The sequence below is a fragment of the Isoptericola variabilis genome (assembly GCF_050311655.1).
In the GTDB taxonomy this organism is placed as follows: domain Bacteria; phylum Actinomycetota; class Actinomycetes; order Actinomycetales; family Cellulomonadaceae; genus Isoptericola; species Isoptericola variabilis.
Genome location: NZ_JBNOZM010000013.1, coordinates 1 through 16184, shown reverse-complemented (window position 1 = coordinate 16184; position 16184 = coordinate 1). Strand labels below are relative to the sequence as shown.

The following is a 16184-nucleotide window of genomic DNA, read 5'->3' as shown; positions in this document are numbered from 1 at the left end:
GAGCGATCAGTCCGTGCCGGGAGGCCCGTCGAGCACGGTGGGCGCGTACTCGAGCAGCTGCAGCCGGCCGTCGAGGGTGCGGCTGTCGAGAAGGTCGAGCCGGACGTCGGGCCAGCCGTCGTACAGGCGGTCGTGGCCGGTGGCGCCGTTGACGACGGGGAAGACGACGACGCGGACGCGGTCGACGAGACCCGCCGCCAGGAGCGAGCGGCACAGGCCGGGGCTGCCGATGGTGCGGAGCGGGACGTCGTCCTGCTTCATCGCACGCACGGCCTCGACGGCGTCGCCCGCGACGAGCCTGGTGTTCGCCCACTCCAGCGGCTCGGTGAGCGTCCGGGAGAACACGACCTTGGGCCGGGCGGTGACCTCGGCCATCTCCTCCTCACCCGTCTCCGCGAAGCCCGCGAACAGCCGGTAGGTCGTCGCGCCCAGCAGCGTCGTGTACTCCTGCCGGCCGTCCTCCTCGAGGAACGCGAAGTAGTCCGGCCCGCCCATCCCCCACAGGCCGGGCCACCCGTCGGCGGACCCGAACCCGTCGAGCGAGGTGATGTAGTCGATCATCAGGTCGGCCATCGTGGGGCCCTCCTCGGCCGCTCGGCGCATCCCGGCCGTCCCAGTATCGGCGCGCCGGGGGGTCGTCGCGCGCGCGGACGACACCTCCTCGTCGATCACACGGTCGCGACGTCGATCCAGTAGCGCCGCTTGGTCTCGTCGCCGCGCGTCCTGACGTCCTCCAGGACGCCGCCGCACGCCTCGATCACGCCGGCGGACGCGGCGTTGTCGACGTCGCAGGTGACGAGCACGCGCTCGACACCGCCGTCGGCGAGGAGCGCGACGGACTGCCGCAGCATCGCCGTCGCGTACCCCCGACGGCGGTGTTCCGGCGCGACCGCGTACCCGACGTGCCCGCCGATCTCGCGCAGGTACGGGGTCAGCTCGTGCCGCACCGACACCCGCCCGACGGGGACGCCGGCGACGTCGGCCACCAGGAAGTCGCACCGCACCCGGCCGGGCGCGAGGTCCTGCCCGAGCGCCTCACGACGCACCGCCGCGAGCACCTGCTCCCACGTCCCGTCGTGCTGGAGGAACGTGAAGCCCTCCGGCGCGAGCTGGTCGTGCATGCGCAGCAGCGCGGTCTCGTCGTCGGCGCGAGGCGGCCTCAGCGTCAGCGTCATGCGGACGATGATCGCGCACCGGTCACTCGGGCAGCACCTCGTCGTCGCGGTGCGCGCCGTAGAACTCCGACTGGCGGCGCATCAGCTCCCGCATCGGGACGTCGCGCCCCACGCCGTAGACGGTCCCGGGGAAGTCGAGCTCGCGCTGCACGGCCCAGATGTCGTCGTGCCGGTCGGGCGGCAGGATCTGCGCCGGGTCGCCCACGGCGACCCAGCCGATCGGGACGAGGGCGCCGGGCGGGAGCACGGTGTTGACCTGCACGACGCCGTGGATGCGCACCTCGGCCCCGGCGCCGATCCTGCTGCCCGGGAACAGCGCCGCCCCGGTCGCGACGAACACCTCGTCCTCGATCGTGCTGCCGTTCACGTGGGCGTGCGGGCCCACCAGGACGGCATCCCCGAGCCGGGCGTCGTGGCCGCGGCGACCGCGCACGAGCGCCTGCTCCATCACCACGGTGTCGCGCTCGACGACGACGGCGCCGTCCTCCGCGGCGAGGACGGCGCCGTGCAGGATCCGCGCCCCGGCGGCGACGCGCACGTCGCCGACGAGCACCGCCGTGGGCGCCACGTAGGCCGACGGGTCGACGGTGGGCGTGATGCCACGATGGCGGACGAGCATGGCTCGGACGCTACCAACCCGACCGGCGCGAGGTCGGCTCTCGTCAGCGGCCGACGAACACCCCCGCGAAGAACTCGGCCAGCTCGTCGGTGGCGTCGAGCGGCAGGACGTGCGCCACGTACTGGTCGGGGCGCACGACGACGACCACGCCGTCGCGGGACAGGCCGCGCTCGGCGAAGATGTCGTCCGCGGTCCACACGGTGGGGCCGGCGGCGTACACCTTCTCCCAGTCGGTGAGCCCGAGCGGACCGGTCCGCGGCCGGAAGACGTCGGGCACGTCCGCGAGGTCGACGTCCTGGAACGCCTGCTGGTAGACGACCTTGACGTCGAAGACCGCGTCGACGTCGGCCCCCTCCGGCGTGAACCGGGAGACGGGGGACTCGGGCGAGGCCAGCCAGTCCGCCCACGCGTCGAGCCGGGAGCCCTCGCCCGGCGCGGCGGAGTCGGCGAACGCGTAGACCCGCCACCGCCCGTCGGCCTTGGCGTGGTGCCCCAGGTGCACGGCGTTGCCGTCGCACACGCGCGTCACCTCGGCGGACTTGAACCGCTTGCCGAGCGGGAACCCGGAGGCCAGCTCCTGCCGGGCGCCACCGCCCACGATCATCGACGGCTCGTACTGCGTCATGAACCCCGACGGGAACTCCGACGTCGCGAGGTAGTAGTCGGCCAGCTCCTGCGGGTCGGAGATCTCCTCGGGCTTGCGGGCCATGAGGCTCGACCACTCGCGGTCGAAGTCGATGAGCTGCTGCGCGACGGGCTGCCGCTCGGCGGAGTAGGTGGCGAGCAACGACTCCGGGCTGAGCCCGGTCAGCACGGACCCGAGCTTCCAGCCCAGGTTGAACCCGTCCTGCATGGAGACGTTCATCCCCTGCCCCGCCTTGGCGCTGTGGGTGTGGCAGGCGTCGCCGGTGAGGAAGACGCGCGGGGTGCGGTGCTCCTCGCCGTCGGGCACGTCGTCGAACTTGTCGGTGACGCGGTGGCCGACCTCGTACACGCTGTGCCAGGCCACCTCCTTCACGTCGAGCGTGTAGGGGCTGAGGATCTCGTTGGCGCGGCGGACGATCTCCTCGATCGGCGTCTTCCGCACCTGGTGGTGGTCGTCCGCGGCGACCTCGCCGAGGTCCACGTACATGCGGCTCAGGTACCCGCCCTCGCGGGGGATGTGCAGGATGTTCCCGGCCTCGGAGTTGATGGCGCACTTGGTGCGCCAGTCCGGGAAGTCGGTGTTGACGAGCACGTCCATCACGCCCCAGGCGTGCGCGGCGAACTCTCCGACGTGCTTGCGCCCGATCGCCTCGCGCACGGCGCTGCGGGCGCCGTCGCACCCCGCGACGTACTTGGCCCGGACCGTGCGCTCCTCGCCGGCGCGCTCGCCCCCGACGTACCGGACGCGCACCTCCACGGGGTGCTCGTCGCCGTCGTGCACGGTGAGGCCGAGGAACTCGACGCCGTAGTCGGGCACGATGCGGGCGGGGCCGAGCGCGGCGGCCTCGGCGAAGTAGTCGAGCACCCGCGCCTGGTTGACGATGAGGTGCGGGTACTCGCTGATCTTGAGGCCGTAGTCCTCGGTGCGCGACGTGCGGACGATGTGCTTCGGGTTCTCGGGGTCGGGGCCCCAGAAGTTCATCCAGCCGATGTTGTACGCCTCGGCGACGATGCGCTCCGCGAAGCCGAACGCGTCGAACGTCTCGACGCTCCGCGGCTGGATGCCGTCGGCCTGGCCGAGCACCAGCCGCCCCTCGCGCTTCTCGATGACGCGGGTCGTCACGCCCGGGTAGCGCGACATCTGCGCGGCGAGCAGCATGCCCGCCGGCCCCGACCCGACGACGAGGACGTCGACCTCGTCGGGCAGCTCGTCGGGCCGGTCCACGCCGGTGCCGGCGGGCGGAAGCACCCGCGGGTCGCCGGAGACGTAACCGTGGTGGTGGAACTGCACGAGCTCTCCTCATCGTCGTCGATGCGCCGCTCGACCTCCGTGTCGGGCGTGGCGTACGCTGGCGTTGTGTTCTATATTCGAACACGGCGTTCTACTATTGAATGCAGCGTAACCCACCGGAAGGACGACGATGCCCGACGCCGGCCCGCCCCCGTCGCAGACCCTCAGCCGCGGCATCCGGATCCTGGAGGTGCTCGCCGATGCCCGCGCGCCGCTGACCATCGACGACGTCGCCGGGACGCTCGGCGTGCACCGCTCCATCGCCTACCGGCTGCTGCGCACGCTGGAGCACCACGGCCTGGTGGTGCGCGACGCGAACGGCGGCGTCGCGCTCGGCGCCCGCATGGCCGCGCTCGCCGCGGGCGTGGCCCACGACCTGCAGGCCGAGGCTCTGCCCGAGCTCACCGCCGTCGCGAACGAGCTGGGGATGACCTGCTTCCTCGCGGTGCTCGACCACGACGAGTGCGTGACCCTCGTCAGCGTCGAGCCGCGGCACGCCGTCGCCCCCGTCGCCCAGCGGCCCGGCACCCGCCACCCCGTCACCGTGGGCGCGCCCGGCAAGGCGATCCTCACGCTGCTCCCCGAGGCGCAGTGGCCCGCGGACGCCCCCGAGGCGCTGCGCGCCACCGTCACCCAGGCCGCCGAGCGTGGCTTCGCCACCAGCCACGACGAGGTCATCCCGAGCCTGGAGTCGGTCGCGGTGCCGCTGGCGCTGCGGGGGCGGGGGCCGGCCGCCGTCGCCGTCGTGCACGTCGCCAGCCCGCTCGACCACCGGCAGATCGCCGCCCGCCTGACCGCGTCGGCGAGCGCCGTGCGCGAGGCGCTCGGCGGCTGACGCGCGACGCGGTCGCCTGGCGGAACGGTCGGCCCGCAGGCATGGTGTCCCAGGGCGACCAGTTGCATCGGTGCCCGCCGTCGTCACGCCGAGGAGCGAGGTGCCATGAGCTCACGACCGACCGTCCCCAGCCGTGCCCTGCTGGCCCGCCGGCGTCTCGTGGCGGCCGGCGTCGCCGCCGTCCTGCTCGCGCCGGTCGGATCGGCACCGGTGCTCGCCGCGCCGCAGGCGCCCGAGCGGTCGGGGCCCGTGGCGCAGCCCGTCGAGAGCCCGCTGGCCCTGCGGATCGGCCGCCAGAAGAGCTCGTCCGCGACGCTCAAGGCGTACCTGAGCTGGGCCCGCGCGTACGGGTTCCGGGTCTCCGAGCACCCCTCGTACGGCGGCGTCACGCGCGGCGCGCACTCCGCGAACTCGTGGCACTACGACGGCCTGGCGGCGGACCTCAACTACGGCCCTGCCGGGGCGCCCTCTTCCGAGCGCACCCGGGCGCGGACCGCGATCAAGGTGGCGGACTCCATGGGCCTGGGCGTGATCTACGCGCGGGACGGGACGGTCGGGTCGGCGGCCAGCCACCGCAACCACCTGCACGTCGACGTCGGCACGACGTCCAACTACGGCCGCGGCACCGTGCTCGCGCCGGCCGGCTCGCGCACCACCCAGAGGCTCCAGCGGGTGGCTCACTTCCCGTGGGCGCAGAGCGACAACCTCTGGGGCCCGAACACCGACCAGCGCCTGCAGGCGATCCGCGCCGCCTCCCGCATGCACGGCACGAAGTTCCCGTACGGCGTGAAGACGGCGCAGCGCGCGGTGGGCGTCACCGCCGACGGCGTGTGGGGCCCGAAGTCCCGCGCCGCGCACGACAAGACCGTCGCCGCGCTGCAGCGCGTGCTGTCCGTGTCCGCCACCGGCACGTGGGGCCCGGCCACCGAGAGCAAGTACCTCAGCGTGCGCAAGAAGCTGCGGTGACCGGGCCGTCCTCCGGCGACGTCGTCAGGCCTTCGAGACCCCGTAGATCGGGCTGAGGGCCTGCTCGTCCTCGTGCTCGGGGCCGAGGGGGATGCCCGTGCGGTCGCGCAGCAGCAAGGTGGCGGCGAACGCGACCACCATGACGCCGGCGATGTAGAACGCGACCGAGGTCGCCGTGCCGGTGGTTTGTACGAGCCACGCCGCGATGGTCGGCGCAAAGGCGCCGCCCAGGATGGCGCCGATCGCGTACGTGATGGACACGCCGGAGTACCGGATCGACGCCGGGAACAGCTCGGCGAAGTAGGCCGCCTGCTGACCGTAGGTGAACCCGTTGCCGACGGCGAACAGCGAGACGCCGAGGAACAGCAGCCACGGGCTGCCCGTGTTCACGAGCGGGAACAGCAGGAACACGGTGGCGAGGAACGCGAGCCAGCCGATGATGTAGGTGTTCCGGCGCCCGATCCGGTCGGACAGCGCGCCCGCGGCGAAGGTGCACACGAGCCAGACGACGGACGCACCGGCGACCGCGAGCAGCACGGGCGTGCGGTCCATGCCAACGAGGCCGCCCTCGGCGACCGGCGTCGTCGCGTAGTTCTGCAGGTAGCCGCCGGTGGTCATGTACCCCGCGGCGTTGTTGCCCGCGAACGTCAGGGCCGCGAGCAGCACGAGCAGCCAGTGCTTGCGGAACAGCGTGAGGATCGGGGTCTTGGCGGCCGCCTTCTTCTCGGCGATCTCGAGGAAGACGGGGCTCTCCTCGACGGACCGCCGCACGACGATCCCGACGACGATGAGCACCACGCTCAGCAGGAACGGGATGCGCCAGCCCCACGCCACGAAGGCGTCCCCGGGCGAGATCACCCCGGTCATGAGGGCCAGTACGCCGGACGCGAGCAGCAGGCCGATGGGGACGCCGATCTGCGGGAACGCGCCCATGCGGCCGCGTCGGCCGTCGGGGGCGTGCTCGACGGCCATGAGGACGGCGCCGCCCCACTCGCCGCCGGTCGACAGCCCCTGCAGGATGCGCAGCAGCACGAGCAGGACCGGGGCCAGGATGCCGATCTGGTCGTAGGTGGGCAGCAGGCCGATGAGCGTGGTGGCCCCGCCCATGAGCATGAGGGTGACGACGAGCATGGCCTTGCGGCCGATCTTGTCGCCGAAGTGCCCGGCCAGGAAGGCGCCGAGGGGGCGGAAGAGGAAGCTGATGCCGACGGTCGCGAACGCCAGCAGCGTCCCGATCGACGAGCCGGCGGGCTCGAAGAACAGCGCGCCGAACACGAGGCCGGCGGCGCTGGCGTAGAGGAAGAAGTCGTACCACTCGATGGTGGTGCCGATGACGGTCGCGAAGGCGACTCGTCGGAGCTCGCGACGTTCGGTGTCGCTGGGGACGGCTGCGGTGCCGGTGGTCATGTCCGGAAGACCTCTCTGTCAGTCCGCGGGTGGTGCAGTGCCACGGATCGTATATCATCCGAGATACGACATGAAGCCCTCGATCTGACAGTGAGGTGCCCGTGGTCATCGACGACCAGCCCCGACCCGGCAAGATCATCGCCGTCCACCTGAACTACCCGTCCCGCGCGGCGCAGCGGGGCCGGACGCCGAAGCAGCCGTCCTACTTCCTCAAGCCCGCGTCGTCCCTCGCCGGGACCGGCGGCACGATCGAGCGCCCGCTGGGCACCGAGCTCCTGGCCTTCGAGGGCGAGGTCGCGATCCGCATCGGCACCGCCGCGCGCTGGGTCTCCCCCGCCGACGGCTGGTCGCACGTCGACGCCGTCACCGCGGCCAACGACTTCGGCCTCTACGACCTGCGCGCCGCCGACAAGGGCTCCAACCTGCGCAACAAGGGCGGCGACGGCTACACGCCGCTCGGCCCGCGGTGGATCCCCGCGGCCGACGTCGACCCCGCGGGCCTGCGCCTGCGCACCTGGGTGGACGGCGAGCTGGTCCAGGACGACTCCACCGGCACCCTGCTGTTCGACTTCGGCCGCCTCGTCGCCGACCTGTCCCAGCACCTCACGCTCGAGCCCGGCGACGTCATCCTCACCGGCACGCCGGCGGGCTCGTCCGTCGTCAGTCCCGGGCAGGTCGTCGAGGTCGAGGTGGACGCCCCCGAGGCACCCGGCGCCCCGACGAGCGGCCGGCTCGTCACGACCGTCGTTGCCGGGACGCACGCGTTCGGCGACTTCGGGTCCAAGCCCTCGGTGGACGAGAAGCAGCGCGCCGAGGCCTGGGGCACCCCGGCACCGGCACCCGAGCCCGCCTTCGTCCTCACCGACGCGATGCGTGAGCGGTTCGCCGGCGTCGCGGTCGCCACGCTGTCCGCCGCGCTGCGCAAGCGCGGCTACACCGACGTCTTCGTCGAGGGCGTGCACGGCAACCACCCCGGCGACCGGTTCGTCGGCACCGCCCGCACGCTGCGGCTCATCCCCTTCCGCCCCGACCTGTTCGCCTCCCACGGCGGCGGCTTCAACGCGCAGAAGCGCGCGTTCGACGCCGTCGAGCCGGGCGAGGTGATCGTCGTCGAGGCCCGCGGCGAGCGCGGCACCGGCACCGTGGGCGACGTGCTCGCCCTGCGCGCCCGGGTGCGCGGCGCCGCGGCGATCGTCACGGACGGCGGGGTGCGCGACGCCGACGCCGTCGCGGAGATCGGCATCCCCGTCTTCTCGCAGGGCCCGCACCCCTCGGTCCTCGGCCGCAAGCACGTGCCGTGGGAGACCGACGTGACCGTGGCCTGCGGCGGCGCCGCCGTGCAGCCGGGCGACGTCGTCGTGGGCGACGGCGACGGCGTCCTCGTCATCCCGCCCGCCCTCGTCGAGGAGGTGCTCGCCGAGGCCGAGGCACAGGAGGCCGCCGACGCGTGGGTCGCGCAGCAGGTCGCCGCCGGCGCGCCCGTCGACGGGCTGTTCCCCATGAACGCCGAGTGGCGCGCGCGGTACGAGCGGGAGACCGCCGGGGGTGCGTCGTGAGCGTCGCCGCCGGTGTCCCGACCGGCTCGGCCGACGGCACCATGAGCAAGTCCCAGCGCGCGTACGCGTACCTGCGCGAGCGGATCGAGGACGGGCGCTTCGTGCCCGGCTACCGCCTCGTGCTGGCGCAGCTCGCGGGCGAGCTCGACATGTCCGTCGTGCCGGTGCGCGAGGCGATCCGCCGCCTCGAGGCGGAGGGCCTGGTGACGTTCGAGCGCAACGTCGGCGCCCAGGTCGCCCTCATCAAGGAGACCGAGTACCAGCACACGATGGAGACGCTCGCGCTGGTCGAGGGCTTCGCCACCGCGCTGTCCGCGCCGCACCTGTCCGCCGCGCAGCTCGACGCCGCGCGCGCGGTCAACGAGCGGATGCGCCAGTGCCTCGCCGACTTCGAGCCGCACCGGTTCACGGAGCTCAACCTCGAGTTCCACGCCGTGCTGTTCGAGCCGTGCCCCAACCCGCACGTGCTCGACCTCGTGCACCGCGGCTGGCGGCGCATGACCGTGCTGCGCGACTCGTCGTTCTCGTTCGTGCCCGGCCGCGCCAAGGAGTCCGTCGCCGAGCACGGCCGGATCCTCGACCTCGTCGCCCGGCTGCAGGCCGGTGACGCCACCTCGGAAGAGGTGGAGCTCGCCGCCCGCCACCACCGCACCCACACCCTCGACGCCGTGCTCGCCTACCAGGCCGCGCATCGTCCGCACTCCCACCCCCAGGAGGACCGATGACCCAGCAGTCCACGCCGCAGCCGCACCGCCCGGCCGACCTGCCCACCGCGATCCGGCACTACATCGACGGCCGCTTCGTCGACTCGGTCGACGGCGGCACCTTCGACGTGCTGGACCCGGTGTCGAACGAGACCTACCTCCAGGCCGCAGCCGGCAGGAAGGCCGACGTCGACGCCGCCGTCGCCGCCGCACGCCGCGCGTTCACCGAGGGCCCGTGGCCGACGATGCTGCCCCGCGAGCGCTCGCGGGTGCTGCACAAGATCGCCGACCTCGTGGAGTCGCGCGACGCCCGCCTCGCCGAGCTGGAGTCCTTCGACTCCGGCCTGCCGATCACGCAGGCCCTCGGCCAGGCGCGCCGCGCGGCCGAGAACTTCCGCTTCTTCGCGGACCTGGTCGTGGCGCAGGCCGACGACACCTACAAGGTGCCCGGCCGCCAGATCAACTACGTCAACCGCAAGCCCATCGGCGTCGCCGGCCTCATCACGCCGTGGAACACGCCGTTCATGCTCGAGTCGTGGAAGCTCGCCCCGGCGCTCGCCACCGGCAACACCGTGGTGCTCAAGCCCGCCGAGTTCACGCCGCTGTCCGCGTCGCTGTGGGCGGGGATCTTCGAGGAGGCCGGGCTGCCCCAGGGCGTGTTCAACCTCGTCAACGGCCTGGGCGAGGAGGCCGGCGACGCGCTGGTCAAGCACCCCGACGTGCCGCTCATCTCCTTCACCGGTGAGAGCAGCACCGGCCAGCTCATCTTCGGCAACGCCGCGCCGTACCTCAAGGGCCTGTCGATGGAGCTCGGCGGCAAGTCCCCCGCCGTCGTGTTCGCCGACGCCGACCTCGACGCCGCGATCGACGCGACGATCTTCGGCGTCTTCTCCCTCAACGGCGAGCGCTGCACCGCCGGCTCGCGCATCCTCGTGGAGCGCGCCGTCTACGACGAGTTCGTCGAGCGGTACGCCGCCCAGGCGAAGCGCGTGCGCGTCGGGTACCCGCACGAGAAGGACACCGAGGTGGGCGCGCTCGTGCACCCGGAGCACTTCGAGAAGGTCATGAGCTACATCCAGGTGGGCCGGCGCGAGGCTCGATTGGTGGCCGGCGGCGGCCGCCCCGAGGGCTTCGAGACGGGCAACTTCGTGGCCCCCACCGTGTTCGCCGACGTGAAGCCCGACGCCCGGATCTTCCAGGAGGAGATCTTCGGCCCCGTCGTCGCCATCACGCCGTTCGACACCGAGGAGGAGGCGCTCCAGCTCGCCAACGGCGTGAAGTACGGCCTCGCGGCGTACATCTGGACCAACGACCTCAAGCGGGCCCACAACTTCTCCCAGGCCGTCGAGGCCGGGATGGTCTGGCTGAACTCGAACAACGTGCGCGACCTGCGCACCCCGTTCGGCGGCGTCAAGGCGTCCGGCCTGGGCCACGAGGGCGGCTACCGCTCCATCGACTTCTACACCGACCAGCAGGCCGTGCACATCACGCTCGGCAAGGTCCACAACCCCACCTTCGGCAAGAACTGAGCACGGCAAGGACGCCCACGATGACTCACCTGAACGACCGCACCCTCACCTCCTCGGGCTTCTACGTCTCCCAGGAGGCGCCGATCCACTCCGACAACCCGATCCCGACGCCGTCGAGCCCCGCGCCCGACATCCTGCGCTGCGCGTACATGGAGCTCGTCGTCACGGACCTCGCCGCCTCGCGCGAGTTCTACGTCGACGTGCTCGGCCTGTACGTCACCGAGGAGGACGAGCGCACCGTCTACCTGCGCTCCACCGAGGAGTTCATCCACCACAACCTGGTGCTGCGGCAGGGCGACGTCGCCGCCGTCGCCGCGTTCTCCTACCGCGTGCGCACGCCGGAGGACCTCGACAAGGCCGTCGCCTTCTACACCGAGCTCGGCTGCGAGGTGCGCCGCGAGCCCGGCGGCTTCACGAAGGGCATCGGCGAGTCGGTGCGCGTGGTCGACCCGCTCGGCTTCCCGTACGAGTTCTTCTACCAGACCGACCACGTCGAGCGGCTGTCCTGGCGCTACGACCTGCACACCCCCGGCGAGCTGGTGCGCCTGGACCACTTCAACCAGGTCACCCCGGACGTGCCGCGCGCCGTGAAGTTCATGCAGGACCTGGGCTTCCGCGTCACCGAGGACATCCAGGACGACGCCGGCACGGTCTACGCGGCCTGGATGCGCCGCAAGCCCACCGTGCACGACACCGCCATGACCGGCGGCGACGGCCCGCGCATGCACCACGTGGCCTTCGCGACGCACGAGAAGCACAACATCCTCGCCATCTGCGACAAGCTCGGCGCGCTGCGCCGCTCGGACGCCATCGAGCGCGGCCCGGGCCGGCACGGCGTCTCGAACGCGTTCTACCTGTACCTGCGCGACCCCGACGGGCACCGCGTCGAGATCTACACGCAGGACTACTACACCGGCGACCCGGACAACCCGGTCGTCACGTGGGACGTGCACGACAACCAGCGCCGCGACTGGTGGGGCAACCCCGTCGTCCCCAGCTGGTACACCGAGGCGTCCCTGGTGCTGGACCTCGACGGCAACCCGCAGCCCGTCGTCGCCCGCACCGACGACTCCGAGATGGAGGTGACCGTCGGCGCCGACGGGTTCTCCTACACCCGGCGGGACGACGTCGACGGCGGTGGCGTGCAGGGGTTCAAGCTCGGGGCCACCCTGTGAGCGCGACTCCGGACGGCGAGCGCACCCTCGACGACGCGGCCGTCGTCGCCGTCGCGGACGAGCTCGCCGAGGCCGAGCGCACCCGCACCCCCGTGCCGCTGCTCACCGCGCGGCACGAGGGGATGACGGTCGCGGACGCGTACGCCGTGCAGCGCACCTGGCGCGAGCGCGGGGAGGCGCGCGGCCGCCGCGTCGTCGGGCACAAGATCGGCCTGACGTCGAAGGCCATGCAGGCCGCGACGGGCATCACCGAGCCGGACTACGGCGTCATCTTCGACGACATGGTGCTGGAGTCGGGCAGCGTCGTCGAGCACGCCCGGTACTCGAACGTGCGCGTCGAGGTGGAGCTGGCGTTCGTGCTCGCGGAGCCGCTGGAGGGCCCCGGGATCACCGTGACCGACGTGCTGCACGCCACCGACCGCGTGGTGCCCGCGCTGGAGATCCTCGACGCGCGCGTCGAGATGCCGGGCCGCACCATCGTCGACACGATCAGCGACAACGCCGCCATGGGTGCCATGGTGGTGGGCGGGCGGCCCGTGCGGGTCGACGACGTCGACCTGCGCTGGGTGTCCGCGCTGCTGTACCGCAACGAGACGATCGAGGAGACGGGCGTCGCCGCGGGGGTGCTGGGGCATCCTGCCGCGGGCGTCGCCTGGCTCGCGAACAAGCTGGCGGCGCACGGCGACTCGCTCGCCGCCGGCGAGACCGTCCTGGCCGGGTCGTTCACCCGCCCCACGTGGGTGCACCCCGGCGACACCGTGCACGCCGACTATCACGCCGGCACAGAGAGCTTGGGGGCCGTGACATGCCGCTTCGTCTGACGACCGACCGCTCGCTCGCCGCGATGCTCGCCGAGGCCGGCGACGAGGGCCGTCCCCTCGTCGGCGCCTGGTCGTCGATGGGCAGCCCCGTGGCGGCTGAGCTGCTCGCGGGCAGCGGGCTCGACGTCGTCCTGGTCGACGGCGAGCACGGGCCCAACGATCTCACGACGGTCCTCGCGCAGCTCCAGGCCACCGCCGCGTACCCCGTCGCGACGCTCGTGCGCGTGCCGTCCGGCGACCCGGTGGGCCTCAAGCGCGTGCTCGACCTCGGCGCCACCAACGTGCTGGTGCCCATGGTCGACTCCGCCGCCGAGGCCGAGGCCGCGGTCCGCGCCGTCCGGTACCCGCCGGCCGGCGTGCGCGGCGTCGGCAGCGCGCTCGCCCGCTCGTCGCGCTGGGCCCGCGTGCCCGGCTACCTCGGCGCGGCGGACGACGGCATCACGCTCGTCGTCCAGCTCGAGACGCGCGCCGCGATCGACGACGCCGCCGCCATCGCCGGCACGGACGGCGTGGGCGCCGTCCTCATCGGCCCCGCGGACCTCGCCGCGTCGCTCGGCCACCTCGGCCAGCAGGACCACCCCGAGGTCGTCGAGGCCGTGCTCGGCGCGATCGCCGCGTGCCGCTCCGTGGGCACGCCGGCCGGGGTCAACGCGTTCGACCCGGCCATGGCCGACCGCTACCTCGACGCCGGGGCGGCCTACGTCGTCGTCGGCGCCGACGTCACCCTGATCGCGCGCGGCTCCGAGCAGCTCGCCGCGCGCGTCGCCTCCCGCACCACGACCGCGCAGCCGAAGGACGGTGGAACCCGATGACGACGACCACTCCGACCTCCCCGACCAGCACGACCAGCCCGCGCGAGCGCGCGGCCGAGCTCCTGACCAGCACCCCGACGGGCCTGCTGATCGGCGGCGCCTGGCGCGACGCCTCCGACGGCGGCACGTTCGCCGTCGAGAACCCCGCCACCGGCGAGACCCTCGCGCACGTCGCCTCCGCGACGAGCGACGACGCCCGCGCGGCCCTGGACGCCGCCGCCGCGGCGCAGGCGTCGTGGGGCGCGACCCCCGCGCGCGAGCGGGCCGAGATCCTGCGGCGCGCGTTCGCCCTCGTGCAGGAGCGCCGCGAGGACCTGGCGCTGCTCATGACGCTCGAGATGGGCAAGCCGCTCGCGGAGGCGCGCGGCGAGGTCACCTACGGCGGCGAGTTCCTGCGCTGGTTCGCCGAGCAGGCCACCCACGACGACAGCCGGTACGCCGCCACCCCCGAGGGCACGCTGCGGATGCTGGTGCAGCGCCGCCCGGTGGGCCCGAGCCTGCTCATCACGCCGTGGAACTTCCCGCTCGCGATGGCCACCCGCAAGGTGGCGCCCGCCGTCGCCGCCGGCTGCACCATGGTGCTCAAGCCCGCGCGACTCACCCCGCTGACGTCGCTCCTGTTCGCGCAGCTCATGGTCGACGCCGGGCTGCCCGACGGCGTGCTCAGCGTGGTGCCGTCGGCGTCCGCGGCGGCGGTCAGCGAGCCGCTCATGGCGGACCCGCGGCTGCGCAAGGTGTCGTTCACCGGCTCCACGCCGGTCGGGCAGAACCTGCTGCGTGCCGCCGCCGACACCGTGCTGCGCACGTCGATGGAGCTCGGCGGCAACGCCCCGCTCGTCGTCTTCGAGGACGCCGACCTCGACGCCGCCGTCGACGGCGCCATGGCCGCCAAGCTGCGCAACGGCGGCGAGGCCTGCACCGCCGCCAACCGGTTCTACGTGCACGAGTCCGTCGCCGACGAGTTCGTCTCCCGCCTCGCCGAGCGCTTCCGCGCCGTCGTCGTCGGGAACGGCCTGGACGAGGGCACCACGCTGGGCCCGCTCGTCGAGGCCAAGGCCGTGGACTCCGTCGCCGCGCTCGTGGACGACGCCGTCGCGCGCGGCGCGCAGGTCGTCGTCGGCGGGGAGCGCCCCGACGGCCCCGGCCACTTCTACCCCGCGACCCTGCTGCGCGACGTCCCCGCCGACGCCCGCTGCATGACCGAGGAGATCTTCGGCCCCGTCGCCCCGGTCGCGACGTTCGCCACGGAGGACGAGGCCGCGGAGCTCGCGAACTCCACCGAGTACGGGCTGGCGTCGTACGTCTTCACCGGCGACGTGCGCCGCGGGCTCGCGTTCGCCGAGCGTCTCGAGTTCGGGCTGCTGGGCCTCAACGCCGGGGTCATCTCCAACGCCGCCGCTCCGTTCGGCGGTATGAAGCAGTCGGGCAGCGGCCGCGAGGGCGGGTTCGAGGGCATCGCCGAGTACCAGGAGGTCCAGTACGTCGGCATGCCCCTCTGAGCCACGAGATCGAGGTACCCGTCGCGAGATCGACCTTCAGGAGGTTGATCTCGCGACGGGTACCTCGATCTCGGCGTGGCCCGGAATCCCTCAGCCCCAGACGAGCCCGCGCGCCGGGTCCTCCAGGACCTTCGCGACGTCGGCCAGGTAACGGGCGGCGAGCTCGCCGTCGACCAGGCGGTGGTCGACGGACAGCGCGAGCTGCGTGACCCAGCGCGCCTTGATCTTGCCCTTGTGCACCCACGGCTGCTTGCGGATGGCGCCGAACGCGAGGATCGCCGCCTCGCCGGGGTTGAGGATCGGCGTGCCCGTGTCGGTGCCGAAGATGCCGACGTTGGTGATGGTGATCGAGCCGTCCGCCATGTCCGCGGGCTGCGTGCGGCCCGCGCGCGCCGTGGACGTGAGGGTCGCGATCGCCTTCGCCAGGCCGAGCAGGTCGAGCGTGTGCGCGTCCTTGATGTTCGGCACGACGAGCCCGCGCGGCGTCGCCGCCGCGATCCCCAGGTTCACGTAGTGCTTGTAGACGATCTCCTGCGCGGCCTCGTCCCAGCTCGCGTTGATCTGCGGGTGCCGGTTGACCGCCAGGAGCATCGCCTTGGCCGCGACCAGCAGCGGCGTCACGCGCACGTCGGCGAAGTCCCGGTCCTCCTTGAGAGTGGAGACCAAACGCATCGTCTTCGTGACGTCGATCGTCTGGAAGACGGTGACGTGCGGGGCGGTGAACGCGCTGGCCACCATCGCCTCGGCCGTGCGCTTGCGCACCGACTTCACGGGCACGCGCGTCTGCCGGCCGTCCTGGCTCACCGTGCCGGACGCGAGCCACGGCTGGTCGTCGTCGGGGTACGTGGCGAGGGCCTTCGGCGCGGCGCCCTCGGCGTGCGCGACGACGTCCTCCCGCGTGACGATCCCGCCCGGGCCCGTGGGGTGCACGGACGCGAGGTCGACGCCGAGGTCCTTCGCCAGCTTGCGCACCGGCGGCTTGGCGAGCACGCGGGTGGTCGACGAGCCGGCCGCGGCCGGCACGCTCGCCATCGGCTTCTCGATCGTCGGGCCCGACGGCGCGGCGGCGGCCGGCGCGGGTGCCGGGGCCGGAGCCACGGGGGGCGCCGGGGCGGCAGGCGCGGGGGGCGCGGGGGGCGCGGGCGCGGGG

15 protein-coding genes are annotated in these 16184 nt (G+C 73.2%); 9 read left to right on the top strand and 6 right to left on the bottom strand.

The window, feature by feature from the left end; translation table 11 throughout:
- Window positions 1–6: 6 nt before the first annotated feature.
- The 4 genes from ACQP60_RS20785 to ACQP60_RS20770 form a co-directional block, all read right to left on the bottom strand.
- Window positions 7–573 carry a dihydrofolate reductase family protein gene (locus tag ACQP60_RS20785; protein WP_429736532.1) on the bottom strand — a complete coding sequence of 189 codons (567 nt, stop codon included), beginning with the start codon at window positions 571–573 and terminating at the stop codon, window positions 7–9.
- Window positions 574–668: 95 nt separating this feature from the next.
- Entirely contained in the window at window positions 669–1175 is a 507-nt protein-coding gene (locus tag ACQP60_RS20780; RefSeq protein WP_429736530.1) for a GNAT family N-acetyltransferase, read from the bottom strand.
- A 22-nt stretch (window positions 1176–1197) separates the two neighbouring features.
- Window positions 1198–1794, bottom strand: coding sequence for a gamma carbonic anhydrase family protein (locus tag ACQP60_RS20775; RefSeq protein ID WP_429736528.1), 597 nt, complete (start codon window positions 1792–1794; stop codon window positions 1198–1200).
- A gap of 43 nt (window positions 1795–1837) precedes the next feature.
- The gene (locus ACQP60_RS20770; protein WP_429736526.1) at window positions 1838–3730 is read right to left on the bottom strand and encodes an FAD-binding monooxygenase; all 1893 of its coding nucleotides are present in this window, start codon (window positions 3728–3730) and stop codon (window positions 1838–1840) included.
- 130 nt (window positions 3731–3860) lie between these two features.
- Here ACQP60_RS20770 and ACQP60_RS20765 point away from each other — a divergent pair, with 130 nt between their 5' ends.
- Together ACQP60_RS20765 and ACQP60_RS20760 are read left to right on the top strand one after the other, a co-directional pair.
- Window positions 3861–4565: an IclR family transcriptional regulator gene (locus tag ACQP60_RS20765; RefSeq protein WP_429736524.1), complete on the top strand. Its 705-nt coding sequence runs from the start codon at window positions 3861–3863 to the stop codon at window positions 4563–4565.
- 105 nt (window positions 4566–4670) lie between these two features.
- Window positions 4671–5531, top strand: coding sequence for a hypothetical protein (locus ACQP60_RS20760; protein ID WP_429736522.1), 861 nt, complete (start codon window positions 4671–4673; stop codon window positions 5529–5531).
- A 24-nt stretch (window positions 5532–5555) separates the two neighbouring features.
- Here ACQP60_RS20760 and ACQP60_RS20755 read toward each other — a convergent pair whose 3' ends face one another.
- A complete protein-coding gene (locus tag ACQP60_RS20755; protein WP_429736520.1) occupies window positions 5556–6938 on the bottom strand; it encodes an MFS transporter in 1383 nt (460 codons plus the stop codon).
- Window positions 6939–7045: 107 nt separating this feature from the next.
- On the opposite strand from ACQP60_RS20755, the gene ACQP60_RS20750 reads away from it, so the two are divergent.
- From ACQP60_RS20750 to ACQP60_RS20720, 7 genes are read left to right on the top strand one after another with little or no spacing between them, the layout of a single operon-like run.
- Window positions 7046–8494 carry a fumarylacetoacetate hydrolase family protein gene (locus ACQP60_RS20750; RefSeq protein WP_429736564.1) on the top strand — a complete coding sequence of 483 codons (1449 nt, stop codon included), beginning with the start codon at window positions 7046–7048 and terminating at the stop codon, window positions 8492–8494.
- 41 nt (window positions 8495–8535) lie between these two features.
- Window positions 8536–9219, top strand: a complete 684-nt coding sequence (locus ACQP60_RS20745; RefSeq protein ID WP_429736562.1) for a GntR family transcriptional regulator — start codon at window positions 8536–8538, stop codon at window positions 9217–9219.
- Window positions 9216–10727: a 5-carboxymethyl-2-hydroxymuconate semialdehyde dehydrogenase gene (gene hpaE / locus ACQP60_RS20740; protein WP_429736518.1), complete on the top strand. Its 1512-nt coding sequence runs from the start codon at window positions 9216–9218 to the stop codon at window positions 10725–10727. The genes ACQP60_RS20745 and hpaE overlap by 4 nt, the downstream gene beginning before the upstream one ends.
- A 20-nt stretch (window positions 10728–10747) precedes the next feature.
- Complete coding sequence (gene hpaD, locus ACQP60_RS20735) at window positions 10748–11902, top strand: 3,4-dihydroxyphenylacetate 2,3-dioxygenase (protein WP_429736516.1); 1155 nt, start codon at window positions 10748–10750, stop codon at window positions 11900–11902.
- Window positions 11899–12723, top strand: a complete 825-nt coding sequence (locus tag ACQP60_RS20730) for a fumarylacetoacetate hydrolase family protein (RefSeq protein WP_429736514.1) — start codon at window positions 11899–11901, stop codon at window positions 12721–12723. The genes hpaD and ACQP60_RS20730 overlap by 4 nt, the downstream gene beginning before the upstream one ends.
- Entirely contained in the window at window positions 12708–13535 is an 828-nt protein-coding gene (locus ACQP60_RS20725; RefSeq protein ID WP_429736512.1) for an HpcH/HpaI aldolase family protein, read from the top strand. Before ACQP60_RS20730 ends, ACQP60_RS20725 begins: the two co-directional genes overlap by 16 nt.
- Window positions 13532–15034, top strand: a complete 1503-nt coding sequence (locus tag ACQP60_RS20720) for an NAD-dependent succinate-semialdehyde dehydrogenase (RefSeq protein WP_429736510.1) — start codon at window positions 13532–13534, stop codon at window positions 15032–15034. Before ACQP60_RS20725 ends, ACQP60_RS20720 begins: the two co-directional genes overlap by 4 nt.
- 90 nt (window positions 15035–15124) lie before the next feature.
- Here ACQP60_RS20720 and ACQP60_RS20715 read toward each other — a convergent pair.
- Window positions 15125–16184: dihydrolipoamide acetyltransferase family protein (locus ACQP60_RS20715; protein WP_429736508.1), on the bottom strand; the 1060-nt coding region annotated here is incomplete at its 5' end.

Coding starts and splice junctions, on each gene's coding strand:
- ACQP60_RS20785 (WP_429736532.1), bottom strand. CDS start 573: ATGGCCGACCTGATGATCGACTACATCACCTCGCTCGACGGGTTCGGG.
- ACQP60_RS20780 (WP_429736530.1), bottom strand. CDS start 1,175: ATGACGCTGACGCTGAGGCCGCCTCGCGCCGACGACGAGACCGCGCTG.
- ACQP60_RS20775 (WP_429736528.1), bottom strand. CDS start 1,794: ATGCTCGTCCGCCATCGTGGCATCACGCCCACCGTCGACCCGTCGGCC.
- ACQP60_RS20765 (WP_429736524.1), top strand. CDS start 3,861: ATGCCCGACGCCGGCCCGCCCCCGTCGCAGACCCTCAGCCGCGGCATC.
- ACQP60_RS20760 (WP_429736522.1), top strand. CDS start 4,671: ATGAGCTCACGACCGACCGTCCCCAGCCGTGCCCTGCTGGCCCGCCGG.
- ACQP60_RS20755 (WP_429736520.1), bottom strand. CDS start 6,938: ATGACCACCGGCACCGCAGCCGTCCCCAGCGACACCGAACGTCGCGAG.
- ACQP60_RS20745 (WP_429736562.1), top strand. CDS start 8,536: ATGAGCAAGTCCCAGCGCGCGTACGCGTACCTGCGCGAGCGGATCGAG.
- hpaE (WP_429736518.1), top strand. CDS start 9,216: ATGACCCAGCAGTCCACGCCGCAGCCGCACCGCCCGGCCGACCTGCCC.
- hpaD (WP_429736516.1), top strand. CDS start 10,748: ATGACTCACCTGAACGACCGCACCCTCACCTCCTCGGGCTTCTACGTC.
- ACQP60_RS20725 (WP_429736512.1), top strand. CDS start 12,708: ATGCCGCTTCGTCTGACGACCGACCGCTCGCTCGCCGCGATGCTCGCC.
- ACQP60_RS20720 (WP_429736510.1), top strand. CDS start 13,532: ATGACGACGACCACTCCGACCTCCCCGACCAGCACGACCAGCCCGCGC.